Here is a 24,104-nt window from a genome sequence, read left to right on the forward strand (position 1 = left end):
ATATCAAGAAAAATGTCTCTATTTTTTTAATTCTACAATAATGCCCAAATATTACCTTGACATGACAAAAAATTGTGATATTATTTAACTATAATATTCGTATAAACAAATAAGATTTGTATATACGAAAGAATGAGAGGAGGAGCAATTTCATAAGTCATTAAGGTATCACTAAAAATTTTAAATTATTACTTAAGTATGCATAAAAGCTTTGACTATTTTTGTGAATTATTAAGTAGTTAAACTAATTATTTAGAATACATGTAAACAATTACAAATTAGACTTTGAATTTAGTTAATTATTACTAAGGGGGAAAACATATATGAAAAAAGCTAGATTTATAACACCTGTTGTTACTGCATTCGATGCTAATGGAAACTTAGATATCCAGGCAAATAAAAACATTTATGACTATCTTATAAACGCAGGTATAGATGGTTTGCTTATTATGGGAAGCTCAGGTGAGTTCTATGCCATGTCTACTGAACAAAGGAAGGAATTAATTGATCTTGTTACTTCCTATGTAAATAAAAGGACAAAGGTTATTATTGGAACAGGCTGTATGACAATAGAAGATACAATTGAACTTTCCAATTATGCCATTGATGCTGGAGCAGATGATATTATCATTATTAGTCCATATTATTTTAGTCTAACAGATGAAAGTTTGGAATTTTACTATGGAAAGGTGGCTGAATCTGTAAAAGGTAATATTTATTTATATAATTACCCTGACAGAACAGGACATGATTTATCGCCAGAATTAACACTTAATTTACTGAGAAAGCACAGCAACATTGTTGGTTATAAAGATACAGTATCTGAAATGGGACATACTAGAAAATTAATCCAAACTGTACAGAATGAGTTCCCTGATTTTGAGATATTCTCAGGGTTTGATGAAAACTTTGTTCGTAATATTTTTTCTGGTGGAAGCGGGTGTATTAGCGCACTTTCCAATCTTTATCCGGAGATTTTTGTAGATTGGGTAAAAGCAGTTAATGAGAAAAATATGGATAAAGCAGCTGAAATTCAGAATTCTGTTGATAAGTTAGCAGAATTATATGAAGTTAGTAAATGCTTTATTCCAATTGTAAAAAAAGCCATGATGTTAAAAGGTATTGATATTAAAGACTACTGCAAAACTCCTCTTCTTCAAGCTAATGAAGAACAAACCAATTCAATTAAAAAGCTTATGAAAGAGATCAATCATATAATATCAAAATAATCTAATGCAGTTTTTTAAAAGTTGCTATATAAAAAGTTGCTATATAAAAAGATTTTTAAATCATAGAGAGGAATGGTTATTATGTCGTTAAAATCAATTTATGGTGAAGAAGACTCATCTTTATATGAAATTCATACTCATGCAGAAGGACCAAAAGGTTCACTTCCACTTACTCCAGAATTGCTAAAAGATTCACCTAGTGGAAATATATTCGGAATGACTTTAAATGCTGGTATGGGATGGGAACCATCTGAACTCCTTGGTGGCGACGTGTTAATACTTAGTAATCAAGGAGGAATTCGTGATAATGATGGTACTCCAATTGCTGTAGGGTTACATACAGGTCACTTTGAATTAGGATTACAAATGAGAGCAGCAGCTGAAGAAATAAAGAAACTTGGAGGTGTTCCTTATGCTGCATATGTAACAGATCCATGTGACGGGCGCAGCCAGGGTACAACTGGAATGTTTGATTCTCTACCTTATCGTAATGATTCGGCAATAGTATGCCGTCGTTTAATTCGTTCATTGCCAACACGTCGTGCAGTAATGGGAGTAGCTTCATGTGACAAAGGACTGCCTGCAATGATGATGGCACTAGCATCTATGCATGATTTGCCAACTGTTATTGTTCCTGGTGGTGCAACACTTAAAGCCGTAGAGGGTGAAGATGCAGGAACTGTTCAAACTATAGGAGTCAGATTTGCAAATAATGAACTTTCATTAGAAGATGCTTGCCGACGTGGATGCAATGCTTGTGCTTCTGCTGGTGGAGGATGTCAATTTTTAGGTACAGCTGGTACTTCTCAAGTTATTGCTGAAGCGCTTGGAATAGCATTGCCTCATTCTGCTTTAGCGCCTTCTGGTCAGCCAATATGGAAGGAAATTGCTAGACAATCAGCTAAAGCAGTTTGGGATATGGCAGACAATGAAATAACCACAAAGGATATTATTACAGATAAAGCAATTGAAAATGCCATGGTAGTTCATGCTGCTTTTGGAGGTTCAACAAACTTCCTTCTTCATCTTCCAGCAATTGCACATGCTGCTAATTGCAAAATTCCTACTGTGGAAGACTGGGCAAGAATTAATAAGAAAGTGCCTCGTTTAGTGAGTGTTCTTCCTATTGGACCAGTTAATTATCCAACAGTAAGTGCATTCTTAGCAGGTGGAGTTCCAGAAGTTATGCTTTATTTAAGAAAGCTTGGTCTGCTGCATGAAGATGTTCTTACTGTTACAGGAGAAACACTTGGAGATAACCTTGATTGGTGGGAAAAATCCGAAAGACGTGCCGAGTGTAGAAAACGTCTGCTTGAAGTGGATAAAATTAATCCTGATGAAATTATCATGAACCCAAGCCAGGCAAAAGAAAGAGGATTAACGTCAACAGTAACTTTTCCTGTAGGGAACATTGCACCTGAAGGTTCCGTAGTAAAATCAACAGCTATTGATCCATCAGTTATAAGTGACGATGGGGTATTTAGACATACTGGAAAAGCTAAAGTTTTTACATCCGAAAAAGCAGCTATTAAGGCACTTAAAGATGTGGGAAAGATCAAGGCTGGCGACATAATGATTGTGATGGGCGGAGGCCCAATGGGGACTGGAATGGAAGAAACATATCAGTTAACTTCTGCTTTAAAACATTTATCTTTTGGAAAGCATGTTTCTTTAATCACAGATGCACGTTTTTCTGGTGTTTCTACAGGGGCTTGTTTTGGACATGTAGGTCCTGAAGCATTAGCAGGAGGTCCTATCGGAAAATTAAGGGATGAAGATGTTATTGAGATTATAGTTGATACTAATAAACTCGAGGGATCAATTAATTTCATTGGAACTGAAGATAACAAACTTTCTTATGAAGAAGCAGCTAAAGTATTAGAATCACGTAAGCCTCATGAAGGTCTTGAACCTGATGAAGATCTTCCGGATGATACAAGATTGTGGGCAGCACTTCAATCCGTCAGCGGTGGAACCTGGAGAGGAAGCGTATATGATGTAGATAAAATTATTGAGGTTATTGAAGCTGGTAAGAAAGCGTTAACTAAAAAATAACAAATCTTTTATGTTTAAAAACTAGAGAGGTTAGGGGGAGTATATTATGCCATTACTAATGGTAGGGTTAGGTGTAGTATTCTTAATTATATTAATTTCTAAATTTAAATTAAACACATTTCTTTCACTGTTGATTGTTTCATTTGCTGTAGCCTTGGGGTTGGGGATACCACTTGGGAAAATTGTTTCAAGCATCGAAAACGGTATGGGTGGAACGCTCGGCCACATAGCTTTAATATTTGGACTTGGTGCCATGCTTGGTAGATTAGTTGCTGATTCAGGCGGAGCACACCGTATTGCTATGACTTTAATTAACAAGTTTGGTGTAAAACGAATTCAGTGGGCTGTTGTAGTTGCTTCATTTGTTGTTGGTATAGCAATGTTTTTTGAAGTAGGATTAGTTTTATTAATTCCAATTGTATTTTCTATTGCAAGAGAATTAAAAATTCCTCCAATATATTTAGGCATTCCTATGCTTGCTGCTTTATTAGTAACACACAGCTTTCTACCTCCACATCCAGGACCAACAGTAATAGCTGGAGCATATGGAGCAGACATTGGAACGGTTTTATTATATGGTATTATTGTAGCAATACCATGTGTTATTATGGCAGGACCAGTATTCACTAAAGTTGCTAAAAAAATTATACCAAGTGCTTTTGAAAAAACCGGAAATATTGAATCTTTAGGCAAACAAAAAACATTTAAAATGGAAGAAACACCTGGTTTTGGAATTAGTTTATTAACAGCAATGTTTCCTGTTATTTTGATGATGATTTCCACAATAATTTCAATGGTACAAAAAACAGCAGGAATTAAAGGAAATTCATTTTTTACTATTGTTAGTTTTATTGGTAATCCAGACACTGCAATGCTTATATCTTTAATAGTTGCAGTATATACAATGGGAATAGGAAGGAAAATTCCAATTAAACAAGTGGGAGCTTCCTGCTCAGCTGCAGCTGCATCAATTGGAATGATGATTTTAATTATTGGCGGCGGTGGTGCTTTTAAACAAGTACTTATTGATGGAGGCGTTGGTAAATATATAGCTACATTATTCAGTGGAAGTTCTATATCGCCTATACTACTTGCATGGGTAGTTGCAGCAATCTTACGTATTTCATTAGGGTCTGCAACTGTAGCGGCTTTATCAACATCAGGTTTAGTTATTCCAATGCTTGCTAGCTGTGGACATGTTAATTTGGCTCTAGTAACACTTGCAACTGGATGTGGAAGTGCAATAGCCTCTCATGTAAACGATGCAGGATTCTGGATGGTTAAAGAATACTTTGGTTTCAGTATGAAGGAAACATTTTCAACCTGGACTTTGTTATCAACCATTTTATCAGTAACAGGATTAATATGTATTTTGATATTGAATATGTTTGTTTAATACCTTACGTCCAATTTCATTAACTTAAGAATATTTAATAAAACTGAATACTAATAACACAAAACCCTTGAAATCTAAATCCTGTGATTCCAAGAGTTTTGCATTTAATCACATTTTGAACACCTAGAACATATTATAATTTCGTAAGACTATGAAAGAAAGGAACAATATGTATAATAATTATAAAAAGTATCCATGTGATGATTGCATTAATACACAAAAGTATAATGCTTATCCGTGTCCTTTGTATGACCCAAATTATTTGAGACAATTTAATGATCCATATATTCCTTTTGATGATGAAATTGAGGATGATTCAAGATTTGAATTTTCACAATTATCAAGGAGTGATGGATCAATTCAACTGAAGGATTATGGACCACAACCCTTTGTAGTTGACATTAATAAGGCAACTAAACAAAATAATGCTTTTCGTACTGTTTTATGGACAGGAAAACATCTGCAAGTTACATTAATGAGCATCAATGTTGGTGATGATATTGGTTTGGAAATTCATCCCAATGTTGATCAATTCATACGTATTGAAGAAGGACAGGGACTTGTTAAAATGGGAAAAAGTAAATATAATCTGAACTTTCAGAAAAAAGTATACGATGACTTTGCTATAATGATACCTGCTGGTACATGGCACAATGTTATCAATACAGGTGATAAAGCGCTTAAAGTATATTCTATTTATGCACCTCCTCAACATCCACGCAATACTGTTCATGTCACTAAAGCGGATGCAGAAGCTGCTGAAAAGGGTTAGTACTAATTACGTAAAAAAGTAAATAATTATTTTAACACCGTATTATTCAAAAGAATTTTACGGTGTTTTTTATATTTGTATTTTAAATATATTCTTGAATATGGTATAAAGAATAAATAAGAAAAAGTATGTCTCATGTCATAAGACAAAGTAAAGCACAAAAACACAGGAGTATATTCTCTAATTCTTATATAATTATTTTAAAAGGAGATGAGATCTTTGGAGACAATTAGGATGCTAAATAATACACTTGAATATATTGAAAACAATCTAGATATGGAACTTAATATAGAAGATATATCAAAGGTTGCATGCTCATCACGATATCACTTTCAACGTATGTTTTATGCATTAACAGGATTCACTGTAAGTCAATATATAAGAAATCGGAGGCTAACTCTTGCTGCAGAAGAATTAGCTTCAACAGATAAAAAAGTTATTGATGTGGCATTAAAATATGGTTATGAGAGCCCAGAAGCGTTTACTAAAGCATTTCAAAGGCTTCATGGAATATCTCCATCAGCTTTAAAAAAGTTTAATGGAAAAATTAAAGCCTTTCCAAAAATCTCATTTCAAGTATCAATAAAAGGAGAATGTGAAATGATTTATAGAATAGTAGAAAAGGAAGCTTTTAAAGTTTTTGGAATAGGTTTTATAACAACTAAAGTTAATGATGCTGCTTATAGAGAAATACCGAAATTCATCAGTAAGATTTTTCAAGATGGAACACATGACAGAATTAATGAAATATTAGGTAATCCTAAAGGTACCTTATTGGATGGATTTCATTATGACTTTAAAGAAGATGGTACAAGAAAATATATGATGGGACATGAAATGCCTAAAATTGAGATATCAGATGAGTTTACCATACTTGAGATACCTAAACTTACATGGGCAGTATTTGAAGGTCACGGAACTACGCCAGATAACTTGATTATACAGGATATATGGAGACGTATATATTCCGAATGGTTTCCTTCTTCTGGATTTGAACAAGTGGAAGGTCCATGTATTGAAAAGAACTTTTGGAATGATAAAAAGCAGGGGGAATATAAGTGTGAAGTATGGATTCCTGTAAAAAGAAAATGTACTAATTCGTAAACTTCTTTTATATATTTTCTAAATTTGTAGCATACAAAAGCGGATAAATTTAACTATCCGCTTTGTATAAAACTATTTGTTTAGTATAAAATTATTGATAGCATAGGCTATTCCAGATTCATTATTGGATTTAGTTACATATTTTGACTTCATCTTAATATCTTCTACAGCATTTCCCATAGCTATAGGCATTTCAGCACATTCAAACATCTCAATGTCATTATAGTTATCACCAAATACAATAACCTTGTCTAAATCCATTCCAAATTTTTTAGATAAAATCTTTAATGCACTACCTTTACAAATACTCGACGCCATTACATCTAGCAGGCCATCAAGCGAACTAACGGCAGTAAGACTTTTATATTTGGAAAAATAATCCTTTAATAATTTTACACCTTCAGTATCAGAAATCAATAAAACTTTAAACACGTCCACTTTTTCTAGATATTCAACTGTAGAATTATCTATGTATTCTATTGGTATCTGCAAGCTAGGAGGTGCAGATTTATTTACATTTTCATAGCTTTTTACCTTATAATTTTTCTTACTGGAATATACCATATTATTAGTATAAACTAGAAAACCAATATTATTTTTTAAACAATATAATATTATTTCTTTTACTATATTTTTATCTATTGTTTTTGAATAAACAATTTCTCCGGTCGATATATTCTTAATGAGTCCTCCATTACAACATATTATATTTCCTTCTAAATTTAATTGTTTTATAAAGGGCTTCATTAAAAGATCTATTCTTCCAGAAGCAATAATCACTTCTACTCCATTTTGTTGAAGTTTTTTTAATGCGGCTTCATTTTCTTCTGATATAACTTCGTTGGAATTGAGAAGTGTTCCATCCATATCACATATGCACCATTTATATTTAAGCATAATTAGTTTCTCCTTAAATGTTTAAATATCAACTAAAAATTTTCATATACTTACTTACAATATCTTCAACGAAATTTATCTCCATCAAGGATATATCAGATAAATGATAGTTTTTTTCGTCATTTAATGCTTGTTTTATCTTTTTTACAGTATACATTGATATTTCAGTATTAACATTTACCTTACATATTCCGTTTGCTATACAATTTTTTAATTTTTCTTCAGGTGTACCTGAACCTCCATGAAGTACAAATGGAATATTTACTTTTTCTTTTATCTTTTTTAAAATATCTACCCTTATATTTGGCACACCTTTATACATGCCGTGTACTGTTCCTATAGACACTGCAAGTGCATCAATTTTTGTTCTTCTTACAAAATCCTGTGCTTTATCAGGGCTTGTATAAATTTCTTCATCATCTAGTTTTCCTTCATGAGAATTTAAACCTGATGCTAAAGAGCCTAACTCAGCCTCTATGGATACATTACATGCATGAGCTACTTCAACTACTTTTGAAGTATTTGCAATATTTTCTTCATAGGGTAGTGATGAACCATCATACATTACTGAAGTAAATCCCGCTTTTATAGACCTATATATGTTTTCTAAACTTTTACAGTGATCCAAATGTAAGGCAAAAGGTACATCAATATTTTTTGACAAGATGTTCACTAGGTTATATACAGAATCAACATCCATATTTTTTAAATATTTCTCACCAAAAGCAATTACAGCAGGTGTTTTTTGCTTTTTTATAGCTTGGATTACACCTTTTATAGTTTCATAGTTATATACATTAAATGAACCAATAGCATACTTTTTTAACCTTGCATCTTCAAGGAGCGGCTTCATATTAACTAACATATTTTTTCTCCTAATCCCCTTTAACTTATTTATTTAAAATTTCAACTGCTTCTCTTAAAGTTGTCTTAGTTCCTACGTTCCCTGGAAATATAACATATGATATTCCAGGAAATTTACTTTCAGCTCCTGTAGTCCAAACAGGTATTCCTGGTTTTATCTGTCCGGCTACGGTTGCTCTTTTTACTTTAAGACCTTTCGTTCCTACGTCGCTTGATGTAATTCCACCTTTAGCGACAATATAATTAGGCCTTACATTTAATTTTCCTACAATACTTGTTACTGCATCTGAAATTTTAACAGAAAGTTTTAACTCTTCTTCTTTTTTATTTTCACCAAGGTCTATTCTCTTTCTTGAAGTGTAAACTGCTGCAGTTTTACCAGAGGCAATAAGTTTTTCAGTTTTTTCAATAATTCTTTGTACTTCTGCCTCAAACTTTTCAGAATCTAAAACAAGATGACAGTTAAATTCAATAAATTCTATGAATGGGCATTTCTTTAATTCTTCTAACTGTTCAGTAGTTTTTTTAACATGAGAACCAACTATTATTAATCCTCCATTTTTAGAATCTACTTTAATAAGTTCATCTCTGGTTAGTAAGCTTTTGTCACTTACTCCGCCGAGTACTTTGGTTAAAGCAGCTGCGCTTCTGTACATGAAGTTTTTGCCTAATTTTATTGCTTTTACTAAAGCTGTGACAAATATTTTAACATCTATATAATCTACAGCATTGACTACCACCTTATTGAAATTCTTCACATCAAGCAATTGTTTTGTAATACCTTCTATATTTAAAGCTCTAATATCCTCAAGTGATATGTAAGTTGTATCTTTTGTTTTAAAAGTTCCCTTTGTTTTTTCTTCAATATATTCGCCTAAATGAGATTTTGTATATCCAAAAGATCTGTCTTTTGCAAATTCAGTTTCACCAGCTGGTACTAAGTATTCACCATCTTGAACATAGTGAATGTTATTAATGGTAAACCTACTACCTTCTTTGAAAAATGGCATTAATACTTCTCCATCAAATTTAACATCAGAATTTGCTTCTACAGTTTGTTTTAAAATTTCTGTTTCAAGAGGATAGTGTCCTCTAAGGGTTGAATCTGATCTGCTAATTATAATAAAATCTTTATTAAGTTTTTTAGCCACTTTTGAAATATTTAAAGATATCTCTTTATGTGCTTTTTCTGTTTCAGCTGCAGTAAAACCTCTTGAATTTGTTAAGATAAAAAACATTGAATTTTCTTCTTTAAAACCATTTTCAATGCTGTCCAATGACCAATCAGTGTAAACTGAAATATCATGAACAGTTTGTACACCTGTTGGATCATCATCAAGTACTACTATTTTTTTATTTAAATCTTTTAATTCTTTATTAAGCATTTTATCTACAACTTCTGTATTTACTTCAGGTATATTATTAAAAGCTTCTTTAGCTAATATTTTATTATCACTCATAATCTCAGCTCCTTTTAACTTGAACATTTGCGATTTTTTCATAAAACTGAACTATACCGCCGTGATCATCATTTTGTTTTCCGTCTGCTTTAAGAGCATGGAATATTTCTAATAATTCACTTGTTAAAGGAAGTGGAACATCTATATCATGGGCAGTTTCCATGACATTAGTTATATCTTTAAGATTGATAGAAATTTTCCCACCGGGTACGAAGTTCCTATCAAGTATTCTTGGAACTTTTTGATCTAATACAGCACTTCCGGCAAGTCCACCTCGTATAGCGTTATACATTTTTTCGATATCAATACCTGCTTTTGCAGCAAAAACTAGTGCTTCACTCATTGCAGCAATGTTTAAGTTTACCATAATTTGATTAGCTAATTTTGCAGTACAACCACAGCCATTGTGGCCAACTAGTGTAATTGTTTTTCCCATATCATGAAGTACATCTTTAACTTTGTCGAAAACTTCTTCTTTTCCACCTACCATTATTGCAAGGGTACCATCTATAGCTCCTGTTTCTCCTCCACTTACTGGAGCATCTAACATCTCAACACTTTTTTTATTAACTTCATCTGCAATTTTTTTTGAAACTACTGGTGAAATTGAACTCATATCAACTATAATTGAACCTTTTTTTGCACTTTCAATTACACCATTTGCACCTAAAATAACTTCTTCTACATGCTTTGAATTTGGAAGCATTGTAAAGATTATATCTTTATTTTCTGATGTTTCTTTTGGAGATTTGGCAGCGACTGCGCCTTCATGCACTAACTTCTCAACAGCACTTTCGTTTATATCGTATACAGTTACTTTATGTCCTGCCTTCATAAGATTTAATACCATAGGTCTTCCCATTATTCCAAGTCCTATAAATCCAACACTTTTTTTCATATTTTTCCCTCCAATTTGAATAATAAGTGATTTATAAATATATTCTGTTTTTAATGAAACGTTTACTTAAAACTAAGAAATATAGCTTATAAATTTAATGGTAAAAACAATTAAATTTATAATGTGATAGTATTTTTACTACTAGTATATTAGCCATAGTAGTATTTTTACTACTATGGCTAATATACTACCTCAACATTTTTATGTCAATAATAGTTAAATTTTTATCAAATTTTAGAGCCAAATTTACCAATAAAAAAACTTATTTTACAATAATTAAAGGCAATTATTGTAAAATAAGTTTTTTGTTTAAGTTTTGTTTTTTGCCACAGCAACTCTTGATTTATTTATACTATCTATACATTTTTGACCAACACGTAAAACTGCTGATACGTATAAAATATCAATTATTACAAGTTGATTTATTCTAGATATCATAGCATCTGAACGATACTCTGTTTCACGAGAAGAGCTCAATAATAGTATGTCTGATTTTTTAGCTAAAGCCGAATGCGGATAACTAGTTATAGAAGCAATTGTAGCATTATTTTCTTTAGCAAAATCAACAGCATCTTTTATTTCACGGCTTTCTCCAGAATGTGATATAGCAACTATTAAGTCTTCTTTATGGCAGTGAGAAGCTATCATGTTCATAATATGTGGGTCGTTACAAAATTTCACGTTAAAACCAAGTTGGAGAAATTTATGATATGCATCTCCAGCAATCATATTTGAGGCCCCTACACCAAAAAAAATAATTTCTTTAGACTTAATGATGGTATCAATAAATAAATTAACCTGCTGTTTATCCACGATGTTATTTAAATCATTTATGGAATCAGTTGTTAAATCTATGACTTTTCTCTTGACTGTATTTATATCATCATCCGGTTGTATTTCTCCATATATAGATTTTGTTGAATTATCTGAAATTTGCTGAGCTACTTTAATTCTAAAAACCTGATAGGACTCGTAGCCAATTTTTTTTAAAAATCTAAATATAGTTGGCTCACTAGTATTGCACTCACTTGCAAGATCGCTTATTGAATATAAAATAACCTTTTCAGGATTTGAAAGGATATAATCCGCAATATTTTTTTGAGTAGGAGATAAATTATTATAATTAGTTCTTATTAAAGAAAAAACATCTTTTTCTATTATAATCACCTCACTCTCTTGTTAAATAGTATTTTATTCACATTTGCTATAGTAACTCAAATTTCAACATAATACAATACTTTCTAATTTTATGATGTCCATTATAAAATTAGAAAGTATTGTAAATTATAGTGCCTACAAATAAAATAATTCTTAGTAAGTAAACTTGGTTCCTATAGTCTCGCCCATAAGTATTTTGGTTTCATACCCTAGATTTGATTGTTTTAGCAAATCTTTATCTATAGTTACTTTGTTCTGCTCAAAAAATAATATAACTGTAGAGCCGCCGAACTTGAAGTAACCTTTTTCATCACCTTTGTTAATAGTTGATTCAGGTAAATAGGTTTGAATTATAGAACCTACACAGGTAGCACCTACTTCTACATAGAGTACATCACCGAAGTTGTCTGAATGAAATATGCTCCACTCTCTTTTGTTTTTACAAAAAAGATTAGCAATATTTTTTAAAGCAATTGGATTTACAGAATAGTAACTACCTTTAATTTTATGTGTATATTCACATATACCAGAATCTATAAAATGAAATCTATGGTAATCTGTAGGGCAAAGTCTTAATATTAAACATGTACCATTCTTAAACTTTTTAGCTACTTTGGGATTATCTATTAAATCAAAAAGACTATATGTATATCCCTTAATCTGAACGATTTTGTTTAAATCTATATTTTCATATACAATTAGTCTTCCATCTCCGGGAGATATTAATATATTTTTGTTACTATCAATAGGTCTTGCAGTATCTTTGAGAGATCTTGAAAAAAAGTCATTAAAACATCTAAAATTTTTATAGTTTTCCCTAAATTCATTTATATCTATATTGAAATCTTTTATAAATGGAATAATTTTCTTTTTGCTGTATTTACTATTGCAAAAGTTCCCATATAATTTTGAAAAAACTTTTTTCTTAATTATAAGTTCTAATAATTTCATTCCACAAGGGGAAGAATAAGTCCAATTTAAATAAGTGTCTCCTGCTACTTTTTCTATTTCATATTTTTTACTTTTTCTATTAAAATACTTAATCATTTTTTCCTACCTTAAAACGTTTTATTTACAGCTTATTTTAACACTATAATGTTAATATAGAAATAATTTTTGTAAAATTAATGTATTAAAAACTATTGAGTTATTTTAACAACAAAAGTATAATGTAAATAAATATAATTGTACTGACCAGTCAGCAGTTATATAATAAAAATCTGGAGTGGTATTAATGGGTAATACTAAAAGAACCATTTTTGAGTCTGCTATAAAAGTATTTTCCAAGAATGGATACAGTGGTGCTACTATGGATGCTATAGCAGCAGATGCAGGAGTAGCAAAGGGAACATTATACTATCATTTTAAAAGCAAAGAAGAGATATTTAAATATATTATAGAAGAAGGTATGAATGTAATAAGAAAAAGTATAGAAGAAGAATCCCAAAATGAAACGAACCCTTTAAACAGAATAAAAATTGTATGTAAAGTTCAGTGGGGATTAGTTTATGAAAATAGGGATTTCTTTAAGGTGGTTATGAGCCAACTTTGGGGTCAAGAAATAAGACAATTGGAATTAAGGGAATATATAAGAAAATACATAGTATATATACAGTCCTACTTAGATGATGCTATGGAGAAAGGATATATAAAAACATGTAATTCCTTATTTTTAGCATATGATTTATTCGGGACAATTTGTTCTGTTGCTGTTTATGAATTGATAAATGAAAAAAACAAAGATTTAAATGGAATGATAGATAATCTTATTTACAGAATTTTAAATGGAATAAAAGGAGAGATCCTAAGTTGAATCTCTCTTTAAAGTTTTCCAGATTTAATTATTGAAATTATTAGAGTAATGCCGATTATTATAAAAAATAAAAAATTTATAACATTCAGTAAAGGTATGGCATGTATTTTTGGACCTATATTTGAATTTAAAATTAAGGAAGAACTTATAATCATAGAACATAATATAAGTGAGATAGAAAGTCTATTTACCATTTTATTTAATTGATTTAATGAATCATCTATTTTATTAAATTTTAGTTGAATTTTAGCTCTTCCATTTAATATGCTGTCTATTAATTCTACAGTTTTCATGGGAAGTTTGAAAAAATTTTTTGTGAAGTTACACGAATCTATAAGTATATTTTCTAAATCAAAATTTTTCAAAAAATAAAATTCATTATTGTTTTTTACAAAGGGTATTGCTATATCTAAAATTTCTATGTCAGGAGCTATTTCAGCTACTAAGCCTTCTACTATAATTAAGCTTTTTACTAATAATATTAAATCCCTAGGTAAAGTGATATTGTTGTTTTTTGCACATTTGAAAATTTCTGTTATAAGTACAGAAATTTTTATGTTTTTGAGAGAAGTGAACAGATAATTTGACAGAAATAATTCTACGTCTTCATACAATTTATTTCTATCAGTTAATTCCTTTTTTATACCTATGGACATAATTACAGATACAAGCTTATCTGTGTCCTTATAGGCAATGGACATAATTGCATCGTTTAAGAGCAATTTTAATCTAGGAGAAAGAGTGCCTATTATTCCAAAATCAATAAAACATATTTTTTTGTCCTGTATCAATAAATTACCTGGATGTGGATCTGCATGAAAGAAACCGTCCGTGAAAACCTGTTTAAAAAAACATAAGGCTAATTTTTTGCCTAAGTCTTGTAAGTCGTACTTCTCTTCTTCTAATTTTTCTATATTATTTATTTTAAATCCGTAGACTTTTTCCATGGTAAGTACTTTACTCCCACACAAGTCCTTTATTATATAGGGAACGTAACAAAATTTTACGTTTTGGTTTAGTCCTTTAAATCTCATCATGTTGTCTGCTTCAAGGTTGAAATCCAGCTCTTTTCTAGTGGAAGAGAGCAGTTCTTTTAAAGCTTCTTCTGGATCTATTAGTGCATCTTTAAATTTGTTTTTAGTAAGTTTCATGATTTTATACAATATGGATATATCTGTTTCCATTTTTTGTTTTATATCAGGCCTCTGCACTTTTACAATGACTTTTTTCCCATTTTTTAAAGTTGCATTATGTACTTGTGCAATTGATCCAGAGGCTATAGGATTTCTTTCAAAATATAAAAAGCATTCATTTATACTTTTATTAAATTCATTGAAAAATACTATATCTATATCTTCATACTTCTCTGGAAGTACATCATCTTGGAGCTTTGAAAGTTCTTTAATGTAAGATGAAGGTAATATGTCTGGCCTTGAACTAAGTATTTGGCCTATTTTTATAAAAGTAGGTCCAAGTTCTTCAAAAGCTTTTCTTAGGTTTTCAGGAGATTTATTTTTATTAGAACTTTTAGTTTCTCTTAAGAATTTAAAACCATACTTAGCTAGTACCTTCATTATTTCCTTAAATCTTTGCGAATATATTTTTCTCATAAGTTATCTCATCAAATAACTAAAGCCTAGATTGGCTTTAGTTATTATTGTTTATTTTATTTTCAAGTTTAGTTAATCTATCATTTATTGATGCGATATCTTCTTTGGAAGCAAAGTTCATGTTATTTAATATAGATATAACTTCATTTTTGGTTAATGGCTTTATTTGATCTTTTTTGGCTAAAGCATTTTTCTTTAATTCTTCGGATAATTGTTTTCCCTCATCTACTGTTATTTTCCCTTTCTCCACCATTTCGGAAATTAGATTTACTGCTTTTTCATAGGTATATGCAGCTGAACCTACCCCAGCTAAGAATAAACTTTTTAATTCATTAATCATATTTTTCCTCCCTTATAATTAAGTTATAATCACTAATATATTTAATTTTTCAATTATTAACTAAAAAAAATTGACAATTATTATAAACTATAATAAAATAGTTAAGTAGCGATTATATATATGCGCTCGTAGCTCAGTAGGATAGAGCAGCGGTTTCCTAAACCGCGTGCCGGAGGTTCGACTCCTCTCGGGCGCACCATAAGTCTTGTAAATATTATATTTGCAGGACGTTTATTTTATGAGGATTTTCATTGTTCTTTATAGTATATCCTTATTTTATATTTATATTTTATTTATTCAATTTATATGTGTCATAATGTAATAAATACTTAAATTTTTGGAGTATTTTATGAAGGACTTTATGTTGGAAGCCATAAGGCAGGCAAAAATAGGGTTGAAATTAGGTGAAGTTCCAGTAGGAGCTGTTATAGTAAAAGATAATGAAATAATATCAAGTTGTCATAATTTAAAAGAGACAGTTGGAATTGTTACTGCACATGCAGAAATGCTTGCTATTCAAAATGCATCAGAGATATTAAGTAATTGGAGATTAACTGGCTGTAGTATGTATGTTACTTTAGAGCCGTGTCCTATGTGTGCAGGAGCTATATTGCAGTGCAGAATAAATAAACTGTATATAGGCACTTTTGATCCTACTATGGGGGCTTGTGGTTCTGTGGTTAACATATTACAAAACAGGCATTTAAATCGTTGGGTAGATATTCAGTGGATGTACAATGAACAGTGCAGTGAAATGTTAGAAAAATTTTTTAAAAGTAGAAGATAATATGGAGAGATGTCCGAGAGGTCGAAGGTGATTGACTCGAAATCAATTGTGCGGTGTAAAGCCGCACCGGGGGTTCGAATCCCCCTCTCTCCGCCAACAACAAACCCGCGTAAATCAAGGACTTACGCGGGTTTCCTTATGCCTTTTTGTGGTGCTAACCGCATAATTCTATATATGTTGTATGCATAAAAAATGTATAGCGTGGTGTCCTAATGGTGCAAGAAACTCCTAAAAACATATAAAAAGCAGAGTGGATCTATAAAAAGATACATCTGTAATAGCTCCATTTTGCTACTTTTCTTTTCCTCAATCCGAACCTCAACATATTCCAAATAACAGTGTCAGCAATCAAACGGCGGTTGCCATTTTGGATATATTCCAGTTCTCCGTTATCCATAAGCTCACGCAATTTATTTTCATTTATACTGCTAATCCAGTTCATTTGTTCAACCGTTTTCAGCAGTGGATTGTCAACACTTTTTATTCGGTCATTTTTGCTAAACGATATTCTACTGGAGTCATATAGTTAAGAGCACTATGAATTCTTCTGTGTAATTCTTTTTCTTTCCAGCCATGCTTTTAAATCATCTCTCTTAATTTTTATTTATTATACCATGACCGAATGTTTTCTGTACAATTTATTATAGCCTATCCAATGTCTTACACTCTGCGGAAAGGGGGACGCAGAGTGAGTAACTCAGACCTTGAATGAAAGGACAGCCAGCATGAGCTTTGACCGCAAGCGGTTGCGTATGTCCTCGTCTATGCATCTGGCTCTTTGATAACTGACATATTAAATTGTTGAATAGTGATTAGCGTTTCTTGCTTGCACTTCGGACAAAATAGCGGAAAGTTTTTTAACTCCGTATTTTCCCAGATTTTTAATCTTGTCTTGTTTCCACATATAGGACATAATATCCATTGTTATTCCTGCATATAATCACCTGTATATTTTACTATTGTTGCGATAAAATCATTTAGATTTTCTTTGTTTAGCCAATCCATATTCTGCGGGTTGGTGAAAGGTGGTTTTCCTCCAAACGATTTAATACAAATTGCTTGTTGAATAAGTTCTAAAGGTAAGTTCTTTTCAATAGCATTGTCAAATGTATTTGGGTATGTGTTGCAAAAGAAAATAGCAATCTTTTTTTGGGTTAATTTGACTATGTTCCTCCGAATAAAATTCAAAGCTGGTTTATAGATTTTTCCCAGGCGCACCCCTGTTCCGAGAATGAGAATATCAAACGACATTATATCCGGAATTTTTTCCGCAAGGTTATAGGCAGGACAATTAAATTTTTCAGCTAATATTTCAGCGCATTCTTTAGTTGACGCCGATTTTGTTGCAAATAATATCAATGCTTTCATAATTTATTTTCCTTTCTTTTGGTGATGAAATGTAATGAGTAGCAATATAAAAGTGATACAGCAAAAAACAAGAGAAGCAATACCACAATTCATATGAAAAGATATATCTCCCGAATGACCAGATTTAAGCCACAATCCGCAAATCATAGTTGAAAGCAGAAGCAAAAGTGTAATAATTGAGCTTATTATAGTAGCTATTTTCATTTTAAGTTACCTCCTAATGTTTAATTAGATTGTTTACAAGCATATCAATGAATTTATTACGGTCATTTTCATCATAGAAATCCACCCCGCTATACATAAGAAATGAGGCCGGGGAAATTCCAGCAAGTTGAATAGGCTGCAAAATCTGTAATGCAATTATTCTTAATTCAATTTCCTCTTTTTCATTTCTGAACACCTCTTTAAGAAAGGGTATAAAGTAAAGGGGGGTTTTCATATCACCGTCTGAAATGATTTTTGCAAGCATAAATTGAACCAGTTTTTTATTGGCAGCTGCTACATGACATACCTCTTTTAGCATAGTTTTCAGATTTTCAACAGGGTCTAAATGAGAATTTTTTTGAGGTTTCATAAATTCGGTTACCTTATTCGCCATAACTTTACCTATGGCAAAACTTAAAAGATTATCTTTTGAATTGAAATGATAATTGATTGTGCCTATACCAACATTTGCTCGTTTTGCAATTTGTCGCACTGTAATTTTCTCAATATCGGAAACTTCATACAATATTTCAATTGCAGCACTAATAATGCGTTCTCTTGCATCTTGCTCTTTTTTTGTCATGATTGTTCTATCACTACCTATCTTAGATTGTTCAAACTGAATTAGTTCTGAACAAGTTCAGTATATAGCAAAGTTACTTTCTTGTCAATATTATGATATGTATATTCATATTTCAAAAGAAAGTTGAACAGTAAAATGTAATAGGGTGAATTAGATATGAAATGCGAAATCGACAAATATGATTTTAAGGCTTTCGCAACATTTTTTCTACTATTTGTCAAGTGTTTTTGAAAATTTTGATAAAAATTATTATATAAAAACCTGCTATTTAAGCTATCCGTTTTGGTTTACCCTCAGTTTCTTTTTTTAGAATATACCAATATACTGCATCATCATCTAGCGCCGTATGTGTCTTTAACACTTGCATTGTCTCATATCCGATTTTCCGTAATATTGATGATCCACGTTTGCTAATTTTACGGTTAGTTCCTGTAAATTGTCCTGATTGGTATGGTGGTGCATCTATTCCTGTCGTGGTTTTTAAGACGAAACCAGAAATCGATGCCGTAATTTGCAATAGCCATTGAATCCTTCTTATCCGTTTTTACAGTTGCTAATCTCTGATTAAGATATTGTTTCATCTCATTTTAGTTCGTTACACGAAAGCTCATCTATCTGTTCTATTACCCATTTAGGGAGGCATTGTTGAACTTCCATTCAAAGAGCAGTACAAATATAATCAGTTTCTTCATTTTGAGATGACCTATTTCAACTTCTTTCACTATGCTTTAGGCCCTTCAGTATTAATGTGGCAAGCCCCCCGCAAAGCAGTAAGCTGATGCAACTAAGTATTATTTGCCATGTCCATGCGCCATAGTAGCCAGAAATGGCAAATACAGCCGTAATAGGATACAAAGCTTTTAGAAAATTTGACATACTCGTAAATAGTCCAGCAAAAGAATAAATTTCAGCAAATAACAGTGCAAGCCAATATCCCTTTTTCATACGCGATACAAAAGCAATAATGGGTGAGATAGCAAGGAATATACCTAAGCCGTCCAGAAAATATGCTTTCAGAAAATTTAGAACCATTTTTATTGATAAATCAGAAAAATGTAAGATGGCCTCAACCGAAAATGTTATAGCAAAGAGCAGCAAGTAAAGGAGTATACTGAACGCAAAAGTAACAATCATTTTTGCAGTGGTTAATTTTGCTTCATTTACGGGAATAAGCCTTAGAGATTTTATAGTGTCCTCCTGTTCTTCACGACAAATCATATAACTGCCAAAAAGGGTAATGACTGCAGGAAGAACAAAAAAAGTTGCCCATGGTTGAGCCACACTCATATACCAGCCTGCATTGGCCATATCCCGGGAGCCATAATACTCAGTCTGACCCCCTATAAAAACAATGATAGCTATCATAACTGTTGCAAAAACTGTAATCCAAACAATATTTGAACGGCGAAGCTTTTGACATTCCGCCCAAAGTAATTTTTGCATTATTCACACCTCACTTTCTTCTTTCCAACGCTATGTTTGCAAGTAATACTGAAATAATATCCCAAACGCAAATGCAAAGAAATGCTAAAGGAACGTTAACTGCTTGTGTAAGAGCAATCCCTGGAATATCTCTATTTCGCATGATTATAACTGACATACTGGATAACGGATGCAGATACATATTTACCGAGATTAAAAAAAAGCCAAGAAAGGCATAAACTAATGTTATGCAAACCGGGAGAATGTATCCTTTTTGCGATGAAGCAATTGCCAAAATGGGCAGTATTGCAAAAGCAGTAATAACACCAATGTCTAAACATTTTTTCAGCAAGAATAAAACGCTTTCCCATTGAAATGTGACATATCCGGGAAGTACACTGAACATAACAGAAGCAACAGCTGTAATTAGCATGAAACAAATGGAGTAAATCAAAACTACAAAAAATTTACTAAAAAAGTATCCCATTTTGCTGATAGGTACAATCCAAAGTTGTTTGAGCATATCATACTGATTTTCGTCATACATAAGCATGGTGCAAAGTACTCCCAAAACGAAGGGCAAGATAATAAACATCGTATAACCAAAGGCTGACCATTTATAAAATTGTACAGGGTCAACACCTGTTTTCCATACATATTTGGATAATAAGAATGCTAGAAATGGCATTATGAGAGCTGACAACATCATAATCCACACAAATTTTCTGCGTCGTAGTTTAAAAAATTCTATTTGAATAAGTTTAAGCAATGCCATCTCCTCCTGTAATTTTTCTGAAATAGTCCTCTAAAGTATCATTACAAAGCCCCGAACTGATAACCGACACCTCACCAAGCATAAGTGCCTTATTGACAGATGCCATATCCAGAGAGATATCATAGAGTTTCAACGTATGTTCATCTTGCACAGAATATTCTTTCAAGCCGAATTGACGTTCTAAAATTAAGGTCGCTTTAGAAACATCAGAAACTTGAAGTAGAATATACTTACCATTTTTTCGTTTAAGTTCCTCCATGCTACTTTCTTCAAGCAGAACACCGTGGTCGATAATTCCAATATCATCCGCAAGCAATGAGATTTCCGAGAGAATATGACTGGAAATAAGAATTGTCTTTCCACGCTCAACGCTCAAATTCTTAATAAAATCTCTTACTTCTGCAATGCCGATAGGATCAAGACCGTTTGTAGGTTCATCCAAAATCAGCAGTTCAGGGTCATGCAAAATAGCATTTGCAATACCAAGACGCTGCTTCATTCCAAGGGAATACTTACTAAACAACTTTTTATCTTTATAGGGTAATCCTACTACTTTCAATGCGTTTTCAACTGCGTGTGGGGCAGCTGTACCACGCAGCTTCGCAAAAATCTCCAAGTTTTCCGTTCCTGTCAAATTTGGATAAAATCCCGGTGTTTCGATAATAGCGCCGATACGGGGATATACTCGTTTTTCCCGGCCTTTTATATTCTGTCCGAATACATCTACCTCGCCAGAAGTGATTGGAGTCAACCCTAAAATCATTTTCATAATAGTGGTTTTCCCAGCTCCGTTGCGCCCTAACAGACCGTAAATCTGGCCTTTTTTTACATGAAGATTGACTGTGTTAACTGCTGTCTGTTCTCCATAAATTTTTGTCAGTTGTTTCGTTTCAATGATAAAATCATTCATATAAAAATTCCTCACTTTCAATAACTTTGTTTTCGCAATTAAAAGTATAAAACATTAACCTTGCCAGAACCTTGCCGTAACCTTGCTTTTATCTTGCTTTAACAGCAAGAAAGTTCCACATTTTCACATGGCCTTAGGAAGCAATATTGTAAATACGGTTCCCATACCGAGAGTGCTGCCGGCAGTGATAGTTCCATTGTGAACACTAAGAAGTTCCTTTGTGATGGCCAAGCCTAAACCATTCCCTTTTGCAGCCCGTGAATGGTCACATTGGTACATTCTTTCAAAAATATGTGGGAGATTATCAGAAGATATACCTTTACCGTTGTCTGTTATTACAATTTTGACTTGCTGTTTATTTTCAAAAATACGCAGCGCCATATTATCACCCCCACTGTGGGTAATAATATTTTGTAATAGATTATTGAGAATACGAGTATATGCGTTTGCATCTATGCGCATGGAATACTCTGTTTCAGGTATGTCAAATTCATATTCAAAATGGCTGTTTTCTAAAATAGGAATCCAATCAGCTATAATATTACGGGACAATTCGTTCAGATCAAAAATCTCAAAATGAAAAACCTGTTCACCAGAATCCAATTTAACCCATTCAAACAGATTTTCCACAAAATGTTTTAAGTGATGGGCTTTATTAGACGCAACATGGATATATTCGTCCTTTTCTTCTCCTACAACAATTTTACTTTCGATTGCTTCCAAATAACCAACCAATGAAGCAAGTGGAGTTTTCACATCATGGGAAAGACTTGCCATTAGCCGTTTGTATGCCTGCTGTGATTGCTTTTGCTGAATAAGTCGTGATTGGCTGCTTAATGCAATTTCGTTAATACCATAACAAATTTGCCTTGTCATATCGCTCTCCGTTGCTAAAATACGTCGATTAAGGTTTCCTTTTTTTATATCGTCTAAAGCGTCTTTTATAAGTGTAAGCTGTGTTCGAACTCGCCACAAGATAGAAACAAGGTATGCTATAATAAGCAGGGTAAAAACCAACGCAAAAAGCAGATAAACACTCATATTCATGTCAAGCCTCCTTATTAAAGCGATAGCCCACACCTCGGACGGTCAAAATGTAAAATAGATGTTCTGGGTCTGGTTCAATCTTTTTCCGCAATTTACTGATAAAAGACATAATGTTATTATCATCATAGGCATATTCTTCTTCCCATACCTGCATATAAATCTGTTTTTTGGTAAACACCCGTCCCTTATTGGAAGCCAGAAATGAAAGCAAATCAAATTCTTTGCTTGTAAGTTCAACTGGAACGTCATTAACAGAAACCATACGATTTGCTTTATCAATTACCATGCCTTTTAGTATTATATAATCAGTGTCCGTTGCAAAAGTCGGGTTCAAGGTAGTGTAGCGGCGAATAAGGGAATTTACACGAGCCATCAGTTCGTTAATGCTGAACGGTTTTGTTAGGTAATCGTCAGCACCTAGCCGCAGCCCGGAAACCTTATCGTCCTCATCACTTTTAGCAGTGAGCATAAGCACCGGCATATTACTTGTTTCCCTAATTTTTTTGAGAACTTGAAAACCGTCTATATCCGGCATCATTATGTCTAAAATTACAAGAGAGCAGCTATTTTTGTTTTCGTCGGCTAGACGTAGTCCCTCTACACCGCCATGTGCAATAATAGCAGATAAATTCTCTTGCTCTACACATTTTTTCATAAGAGCGCAAAGCTCTTTGTCATCGTCTATAATCAAAACATTATTCATGTTGGAGCTCCTTTCTGGTTTATAATAATATTATATACGGACAGCCGAATGATACCAATATGCAGATACGATAAATATGATTTATTCTTGTCAATTAAATGATATGTGTAATATCATACTTTTTCAATTTGTTTTCAATCAAACCATAGGTAGAAATTTACATATAAATTTTTTTATAAAAAGTGTTGAAATATTATTATATTCATAGTATAATACTGATTGTTGTGGTGGTTTCTAAACCACAAAACTTAATATAAATTTATTTCATGAGTAAACCTGTGGAGAGATGTCCGAGTGGTTGAAGGAGCACGCCTGGAAAGCGTGTGTAGGGGCAACTCTACCGGGGGTTCGAATCCCCCTCTCTCCGCCATTTTAACTTTGTCGTGCTAGATGGGGAGTTAGCGGTGCCCTGTAACCTGCAATCCGCTATAGCAGGGTTGAATTCCTAGCTTAGGCTGTAAAATGTGAGGTCTGGCCCATAAAAGTGGCGTTGAGAACTGGATCCCACGCAACGGAAACTCATGAACCCCGTCAGGTCCGGAAGGAAGCAGCGGTAAGTGAATATTTTCGTGTGCCGTGGATAAACCTGGTTTGAGTTAACTGTATGGGTAACGCTTATAGTTTACTAGACGAAGCAAGGTGCACGACTTTAATAATGACTGAAAATTAAAAGATACCATAAGGTATCTTTTTTGTTATACGATAAAAG

Annotated in this window: 25 protein-coding genes, 3 tRNA genes and 1 other RNA gene; 11 read left to right on the forward strand and 18 right to left on the reverse strand. The window is 32.5% G+C overall.

Annotated elements, in window-relative coordinates; all coding sequences use genetic code 11:
- Positions 1-323: 323 nt before the first annotated feature.
- The 5 genes from DMR38_RS00190 to DMR38_RS00210 all read left to right on the forward strand — a co-directional run bounded on the left by DMR38_RS00190 (position 324) and on the right by DMR38_RS00210 (position 6,556).
- Positions 324-1,229 (forward strand): dihydrodipicolinate synthase family protein, encoded by a 906-nt coding sequence (locus DMR38_RS00190; RefSeq protein WP_127719460.1) that lies wholly within the window; start codon positions 324-326, stop codon positions 1,227-1,229.
- 81 nt (positions 1,230-1,310) lie between these two features.
- Complete coding sequence (locus tag DMR38_RS00195; protein WP_127719461.1) at positions 1,311-3,284, forward strand: YjhG/YagF family D-xylonate dehydratase; 1,974 nt, start codon at positions 1,311-1,313, stop codon at positions 3,282-3,284.
- Positions 3,285-3,330: 46 nt separating this feature from the next.
- The gene (locus tag DMR38_RS00200) at positions 3,331-4,680 is read left to right on the forward strand and encodes a GntP family permease (RefSeq protein WP_127719462.1); all 1,350 of its coding nucleotides are present in this window, start codon (positions 3,331-3,333) and stop codon (positions 4,678-4,680) included.
- 169 nt (positions 4,681-4,849) lie between these two features.
- Entirely contained in the window at positions 4,850-5,452 is a 603-nt protein-coding gene (locus DMR38_RS00205; RefSeq protein ID WP_127719463.1) for a cupin domain-containing protein, read from the forward strand.
- A 210-nt stretch (positions 5,453-5,662) separates the two neighbouring features.
- Complete coding sequence (locus DMR38_RS00210) at positions 5,663-6,556, forward strand: AraC family transcriptional regulator (RefSeq protein WP_243124393.1); 894 nt, start codon at positions 5,663-5,665, stop codon at positions 6,554-6,556.
- Positions 6,557-6,628: 72 nt separating this feature from the next.
- Here DMR38_RS00210 and DMR38_RS00215 read toward each other — a convergent pair whose 3' ends face one another.
- The 6 genes from DMR38_RS00215 to DMR38_RS00240 form a co-directional block, all read right to left on the reverse strand.
- Positions 6,629-7,453 carry a Cof-type HAD-IIB family hydrolase gene (locus DMR38_RS00215; RefSeq protein ID WP_127719465.1) on the reverse strand — a complete coding sequence of 275 codons (825 nt, stop codon included), beginning with the start codon at positions 7,451-7,453 and terminating at the stop codon, positions 6,629-6,631.
- A 28-nt stretch (positions 7,454-7,481) separates the two neighbouring features.
- Positions 7,482-8,318 carry a class II fructose-bisphosphate aldolase gene (locus DMR38_RS00220; RefSeq protein WP_127719466.1) on the reverse strand — a complete coding sequence of 279 codons (837 nt, stop codon included), beginning with the start codon at positions 8,316-8,318 and terminating at the stop codon, positions 7,482-7,484.
- 25 nt (positions 8,319-8,343) lie between these two features.
- Positions 8,344-9,777: a four-carbon acid sugar kinase family protein gene (locus DMR38_RS00225; RefSeq protein ID WP_127719467.1), complete on the reverse strand. Its 1,434-nt coding sequence runs from the start codon at positions 9,775-9,777 to the stop codon at positions 8,344-8,346.
- A gap of 4 nt (positions 9,778-9,781) precedes the next feature.
- Positions 9,782-10,675: a 2-hydroxy-3-oxopropionate reductase gene (gene garR, locus DMR38_RS00230; RefSeq protein ID WP_127719468.1), complete on the reverse strand. Its 894-nt coding sequence runs from the start codon at positions 10,673-10,675 to the stop codon at positions 9,782-9,784.
- A gap of 309 nt (positions 10,676-10,984) precedes the next feature.
- Positions 10,985-11,842, reverse strand: a complete 858-nt coding sequence (locus DMR38_RS00235) for a MurR/RpiR family transcriptional regulator (protein ID WP_127719469.1) — start codon at positions 11,840-11,842, stop codon at positions 10,985-10,987.
- 144 nt (positions 11,843-11,986) lie between these two features.
- Positions 11,987-12,880 carry a phosphatidylserine decarboxylase gene (locus DMR38_RS00240; RefSeq protein WP_127719470.1) on the reverse strand — a complete coding sequence of 298 codons (894 nt, stop codon included), beginning with the start codon at positions 12,878-12,880 and terminating at the stop codon, positions 11,987-11,989.
- A 187-nt stretch (positions 12,881-13,067) separates the two neighbouring features.
- Between DMR38_RS00240 and DMR38_RS00245 the strand changes: the two genes are divergently transcribed.
- Positions 13,068-13,646, forward strand: a complete 579-nt coding sequence (locus DMR38_RS00245; RefSeq protein WP_127719471.1) for a TetR/AcrR family transcriptional regulator — start codon at positions 13,068-13,070, stop codon at positions 13,644-13,646.
- A gap of 8 nt (positions 13,647-13,654) precedes the next feature.
- On the opposite strand, the gene DMR38_RS00250 is transcribed toward DMR38_RS00245, so the two are convergent.
- Both DMR38_RS00250 and DMR38_RS00255 read right to left on the reverse strand, forming a co-directional pair.
- Positions 13,655-15,256, reverse strand: coding sequence for an AarF/ABC1/UbiB kinase family protein (locus DMR38_RS00250; protein ID WP_127719472.1), 1,602 nt, complete (start codon positions 15,254-15,256; stop codon positions 13,655-13,657).
- 37 nt (positions 15,257-15,293) lie between these two features.
- On the reverse strand, positions 15,294-15,596 hold the full coding sequence (locus tag DMR38_RS00255) for a hypothetical protein (protein WP_127719473.1): 303 nt from the start codon (positions 15,594-15,596) through the stop codon (positions 15,294-15,296).
- 122 nt (positions 15,597-15,718) lie between these two features.
- Between DMR38_RS00255 and DMR38_RS00260 the strand changes: the two genes are divergently transcribed.
- The 3 genes from DMR38_RS00260 to DMR38_RS00270 all read left to right on the forward strand — a co-directional run bounded on the left by DMR38_RS00260 (position 15,719) and on the right by DMR38_RS00270 (position 16,479).
- Positions 15,719-15,795, forward strand: a tRNA-Arg gene (locus DMR38_RS00260).
- A 150-nt stretch (positions 15,796-15,945) separates the two neighbouring features.
- The gene (locus DMR38_RS00265; protein ID WP_127719474.1) at positions 15,946-16,383 is read left to right on the forward strand and encodes a nucleoside deaminase; all 438 of its coding nucleotides are present in this window, start codon (positions 15,946-15,948) and stop codon (positions 16,381-16,383) included.
- 3 nt (positions 16,384-16,386) lie between these two features.
- Positions 16,387-16,479 (forward strand) — tRNA-Ser (locus tag DMR38_RS00270).
- A 666-nt stretch (positions 16,480-17,145) separates the two neighbouring features.
- Here the strand turns inward: DMR38_RS00270 and DMR38_RS00285 are convergent.
- The 10 genes from DMR38_RS00285 to DMR38_RS00330 form a co-directional block, all read right to left on the reverse strand.
- Complete coding sequence (locus DMR38_RS00285; protein ID WP_243124553.1) at positions 17,146-17,301, reverse strand: cysteine-rich KTR domain-containing protein; 156 nt, start codon at positions 17,299-17,301, stop codon at positions 17,146-17,148.
- Positions 17,302-17,307: 6 nt separating this feature from the next.
- Positions 17,308-17,751: a flavodoxin domain-containing protein gene (locus DMR38_RS00290; protein ID WP_243124398.1), complete on the reverse strand. Its 444-nt coding sequence runs from the start codon at positions 17,749-17,751 to the stop codon at positions 17,308-17,310.
- 3 nt (positions 17,752-17,754) lie between these two features.
- Complete coding sequence (locus DMR38_RS00295) at positions 17,755-17,955, reverse strand: hypothetical protein (RefSeq protein WP_127719475.1); 201 nt, start codon at positions 17,953-17,955, stop codon at positions 17,755-17,757.
- A 13-nt stretch (positions 17,956-17,968) separates the two neighbouring features.
- Positions 17,969-18,538, reverse strand: a complete 570-nt coding sequence (locus DMR38_RS00300) for a TetR/AcrR family transcriptional regulator (protein ID WP_127719476.1) — start codon at positions 18,536-18,538, stop codon at positions 17,969-17,971.
- A 268-nt stretch (positions 18,539-18,806) separates the two neighbouring features.
- Positions 18,807-19,055 (reverse strand): transposase, encoded by a 249-nt coding sequence (locus DMR38_RS00305; RefSeq protein WP_347562536.1) that lies wholly within the window; start codon positions 19,053-19,055, stop codon positions 18,807-18,809.
- Positions 19,056-19,246: 191 nt separating this feature from the next.
- Positions 19,247-19,981: an ABC transporter permease gene (locus DMR38_RS00310; protein WP_127719477.1), complete on the reverse strand. Its 735-nt coding sequence runs from the start codon at positions 19,979-19,981 to the stop codon at positions 19,247-19,249.
- 10 nt (positions 19,982-19,991) lie between these two features.
- The gene (locus tag DMR38_RS00315) at positions 19,992-20,729 is read right to left on the reverse strand and encodes an ABC transporter permease (protein ID WP_127719478.1); all 738 of its coding nucleotides are present in this window, start codon (positions 20,727-20,729) and stop codon (positions 19,992-19,994) included.
- Complete coding sequence (locus tag DMR38_RS00320; RefSeq protein WP_127719479.1) at positions 20,722-21,645, reverse strand: ABC transporter ATP-binding protein; 924 nt, start codon at positions 21,643-21,645, stop codon at positions 20,722-20,724. The genes DMR38_RS00315 and DMR38_RS00320 overlap by 8 nt, the downstream gene beginning before the upstream one ends.
- 123 nt (positions 21,646-21,768) lie before the next feature.
- Positions 21,769-22,686 (reverse strand): HAMP domain-containing sensor histidine kinase, encoded by a 918-nt coding sequence (locus tag DMR38_RS00325; protein ID WP_347562544.1) that lies wholly within the window; start codon positions 22,684-22,686, stop codon positions 21,769-21,771.
- A 7-nt stretch (positions 22,687-22,693) separates the two neighbouring features.
- Positions 22,694-23,395 carry a response regulator transcription factor gene (locus DMR38_RS00330; protein WP_127719481.1) on the reverse strand — a complete coding sequence of 234 codons (702 nt, stop codon included), beginning with the start codon at positions 23,393-23,395 and terminating at the stop codon, positions 22,694-22,696.
- A 280-nt stretch (positions 23,396-23,675) separates the two neighbouring features.
- Here DMR38_RS00330 and DMR38_RS00335 point away from each other — a divergent pair.
- Positions 23,676-23,765: transfer RNA gene (locus DMR38_RS00335), tRNA-Ser, on the forward strand.
- 11 nt (positions 23,766-23,776) lie between these two features.
- Positions 23,777-24,042: signal recognition particle sRNA large type (gene ffs, locus DMR38_RS00340), an RNA gene on the forward strand.
- Positions 24,043-24,104 lie beyond the last annotated feature (62 nt).

This window comes from Clostridium sp. AWRP, from assembly GCF_004006395.2.
Lineage (GTDB): Bacteria > Bacillota > Clostridia > Clostridiales > Clostridiaceae > Clostridium_B.

What these genes read in the sequence shown, in the direction of transcription:
- DMR38_RS00190 (WP_127719460.1), top strand. Translation starts at nt 324, where the DNA reads ATGAAAAAAGCTAGATTTATAACACCTGTTGTTACTGCATTCGATGCT.
- DMR38_RS00195 (WP_127719461.1), top strand. Translation starts at nt 1,311, where the DNA reads ATGTCGTTAAAATCAATTTATGGTGAAGAAGACTCATCTTTATATGAA.
- DMR38_RS00200 (WP_127719462.1), top strand. Translation starts at nt 3,331, where the DNA reads ATGCCATTACTAATGGTAGGGTTAGGTGTAGTATTCTTAATTATATTA.
- DMR38_RS00205 (WP_127719463.1), top strand. Translation starts at nt 4,850, where the DNA reads ATGTATAATAATTATAAAAAGTATCCATGTGATGATTGCATTAATACA.
- DMR38_RS00210 (WP_243124393.1), top strand. Translation starts at nt 5,663, where the DNA reads ATGAGATCTTTGGAGACAATTAGGATGCTAAATAATACACTTGAATAT.
- DMR38_RS00215 (WP_127719465.1), bottom strand. Translation starts at nt 7,453, where the DNA reads ATGCTTAAATATAAATGGTGCATATGTGATATGGATGGAACACTTCTC.
- DMR38_RS00220 (WP_127719466.1), bottom strand. Translation starts at nt 8,318, where the DNA reads ATGTTAGTTAATATGAAGCCGCTCCTTGAAGATGCAAGGTTAAAAAAG.
- DMR38_RS00225 (WP_127719467.1), bottom strand. Translation starts at nt 9,777, where the DNA reads ATGAGTGATAATAAAATATTAGCTAAAGAAGCTTTTAATAATATACCT.
- garR (WP_127719468.1), bottom strand. Translation starts at nt 10,675, where the DNA reads ATGAAAAAAAGTGTTGGATTTATAGGACTTGGAATAATGGGAAGACCT.
- DMR38_RS00240 (WP_127719470.1), bottom strand. Translation starts at nt 12,880, where the DNA reads ATGATTAAGTATTTTAATAGAAAAAGTAAAAAATATGAAATAGAAAAA.
- DMR38_RS00245 (WP_127719471.1), top strand. Translation starts at nt 13,068, where the DNA reads ATGGGTAATACTAAAAGAACCATTTTTGAGTCTGCTATAAAAGTATTT.
- DMR38_RS00250 (WP_127719472.1), bottom strand. Translation starts at nt 15,256, where the DNA reads ATGAGAAAAATATATTCGCAAAGATTTAAGGAAATAATGAAGGTACTA.
- DMR38_RS00255 (WP_127719473.1), bottom strand. Translation starts at nt 15,596, where the DNA reads ATGATTAATGAATTAAAAAGTTTATTCTTAGCTGGGGTAGGTTCAGCT.
- DMR38_RS00265 (WP_127719474.1), top strand. Translation starts at nt 15,946, where the DNA reads ATGAAGGACTTTATGTTGGAAGCCATAAGGCAGGCAAAAATAGGGTTG.
- DMR38_RS00290 (WP_243124398.1), bottom strand. Translation starts at nt 17,751, where the DNA reads ATGAAAGCATTGATATTATTTGCAACAAAATCGGCGTCAACTAAAGAA.
- DMR38_RS00295 (WP_127719475.1), bottom strand. Translation starts at nt 17,955, where the DNA reads ATGAAAATAGCTACTATAATAAGCTCAATTATTACACTTTTGCTTCTG.
- DMR38_RS00300 (WP_127719476.1), bottom strand. Translation starts at nt 18,538, where the DNA reads ATGACAAAAAAAGAGCAAGATGCAAGAGAACGCATTATTAGTGCTGCA.
- DMR38_RS00310 (WP_127719477.1), bottom strand. Translation starts at nt 19,981, where the DNA reads ATGCAAAAATTACTTTGGGCGGAATGTCAAAAGCTTCGCCGTTCAAAT.
- DMR38_RS00320 (WP_127719479.1), bottom strand. Translation starts at nt 21,645, where the DNA reads ATGAATGATTTTATCATTGAAACGAAACAACTGACAAAAATTTATGGA.
- DMR38_RS00325 (WP_347562544.1), bottom strand. Translation starts at nt 22,686, where the DNA reads ATGAGTGTTTATCTGCTTTTTGCGTTGGTTTTTACCCTGCTTATTATA.
- DMR38_RS00330 (WP_127719481.1), bottom strand. Translation starts at nt 23,395, where the DNA reads ATGAATAATGTTTTGATTATAGACGATGACAAAGAGCTTTGCGCTCTT.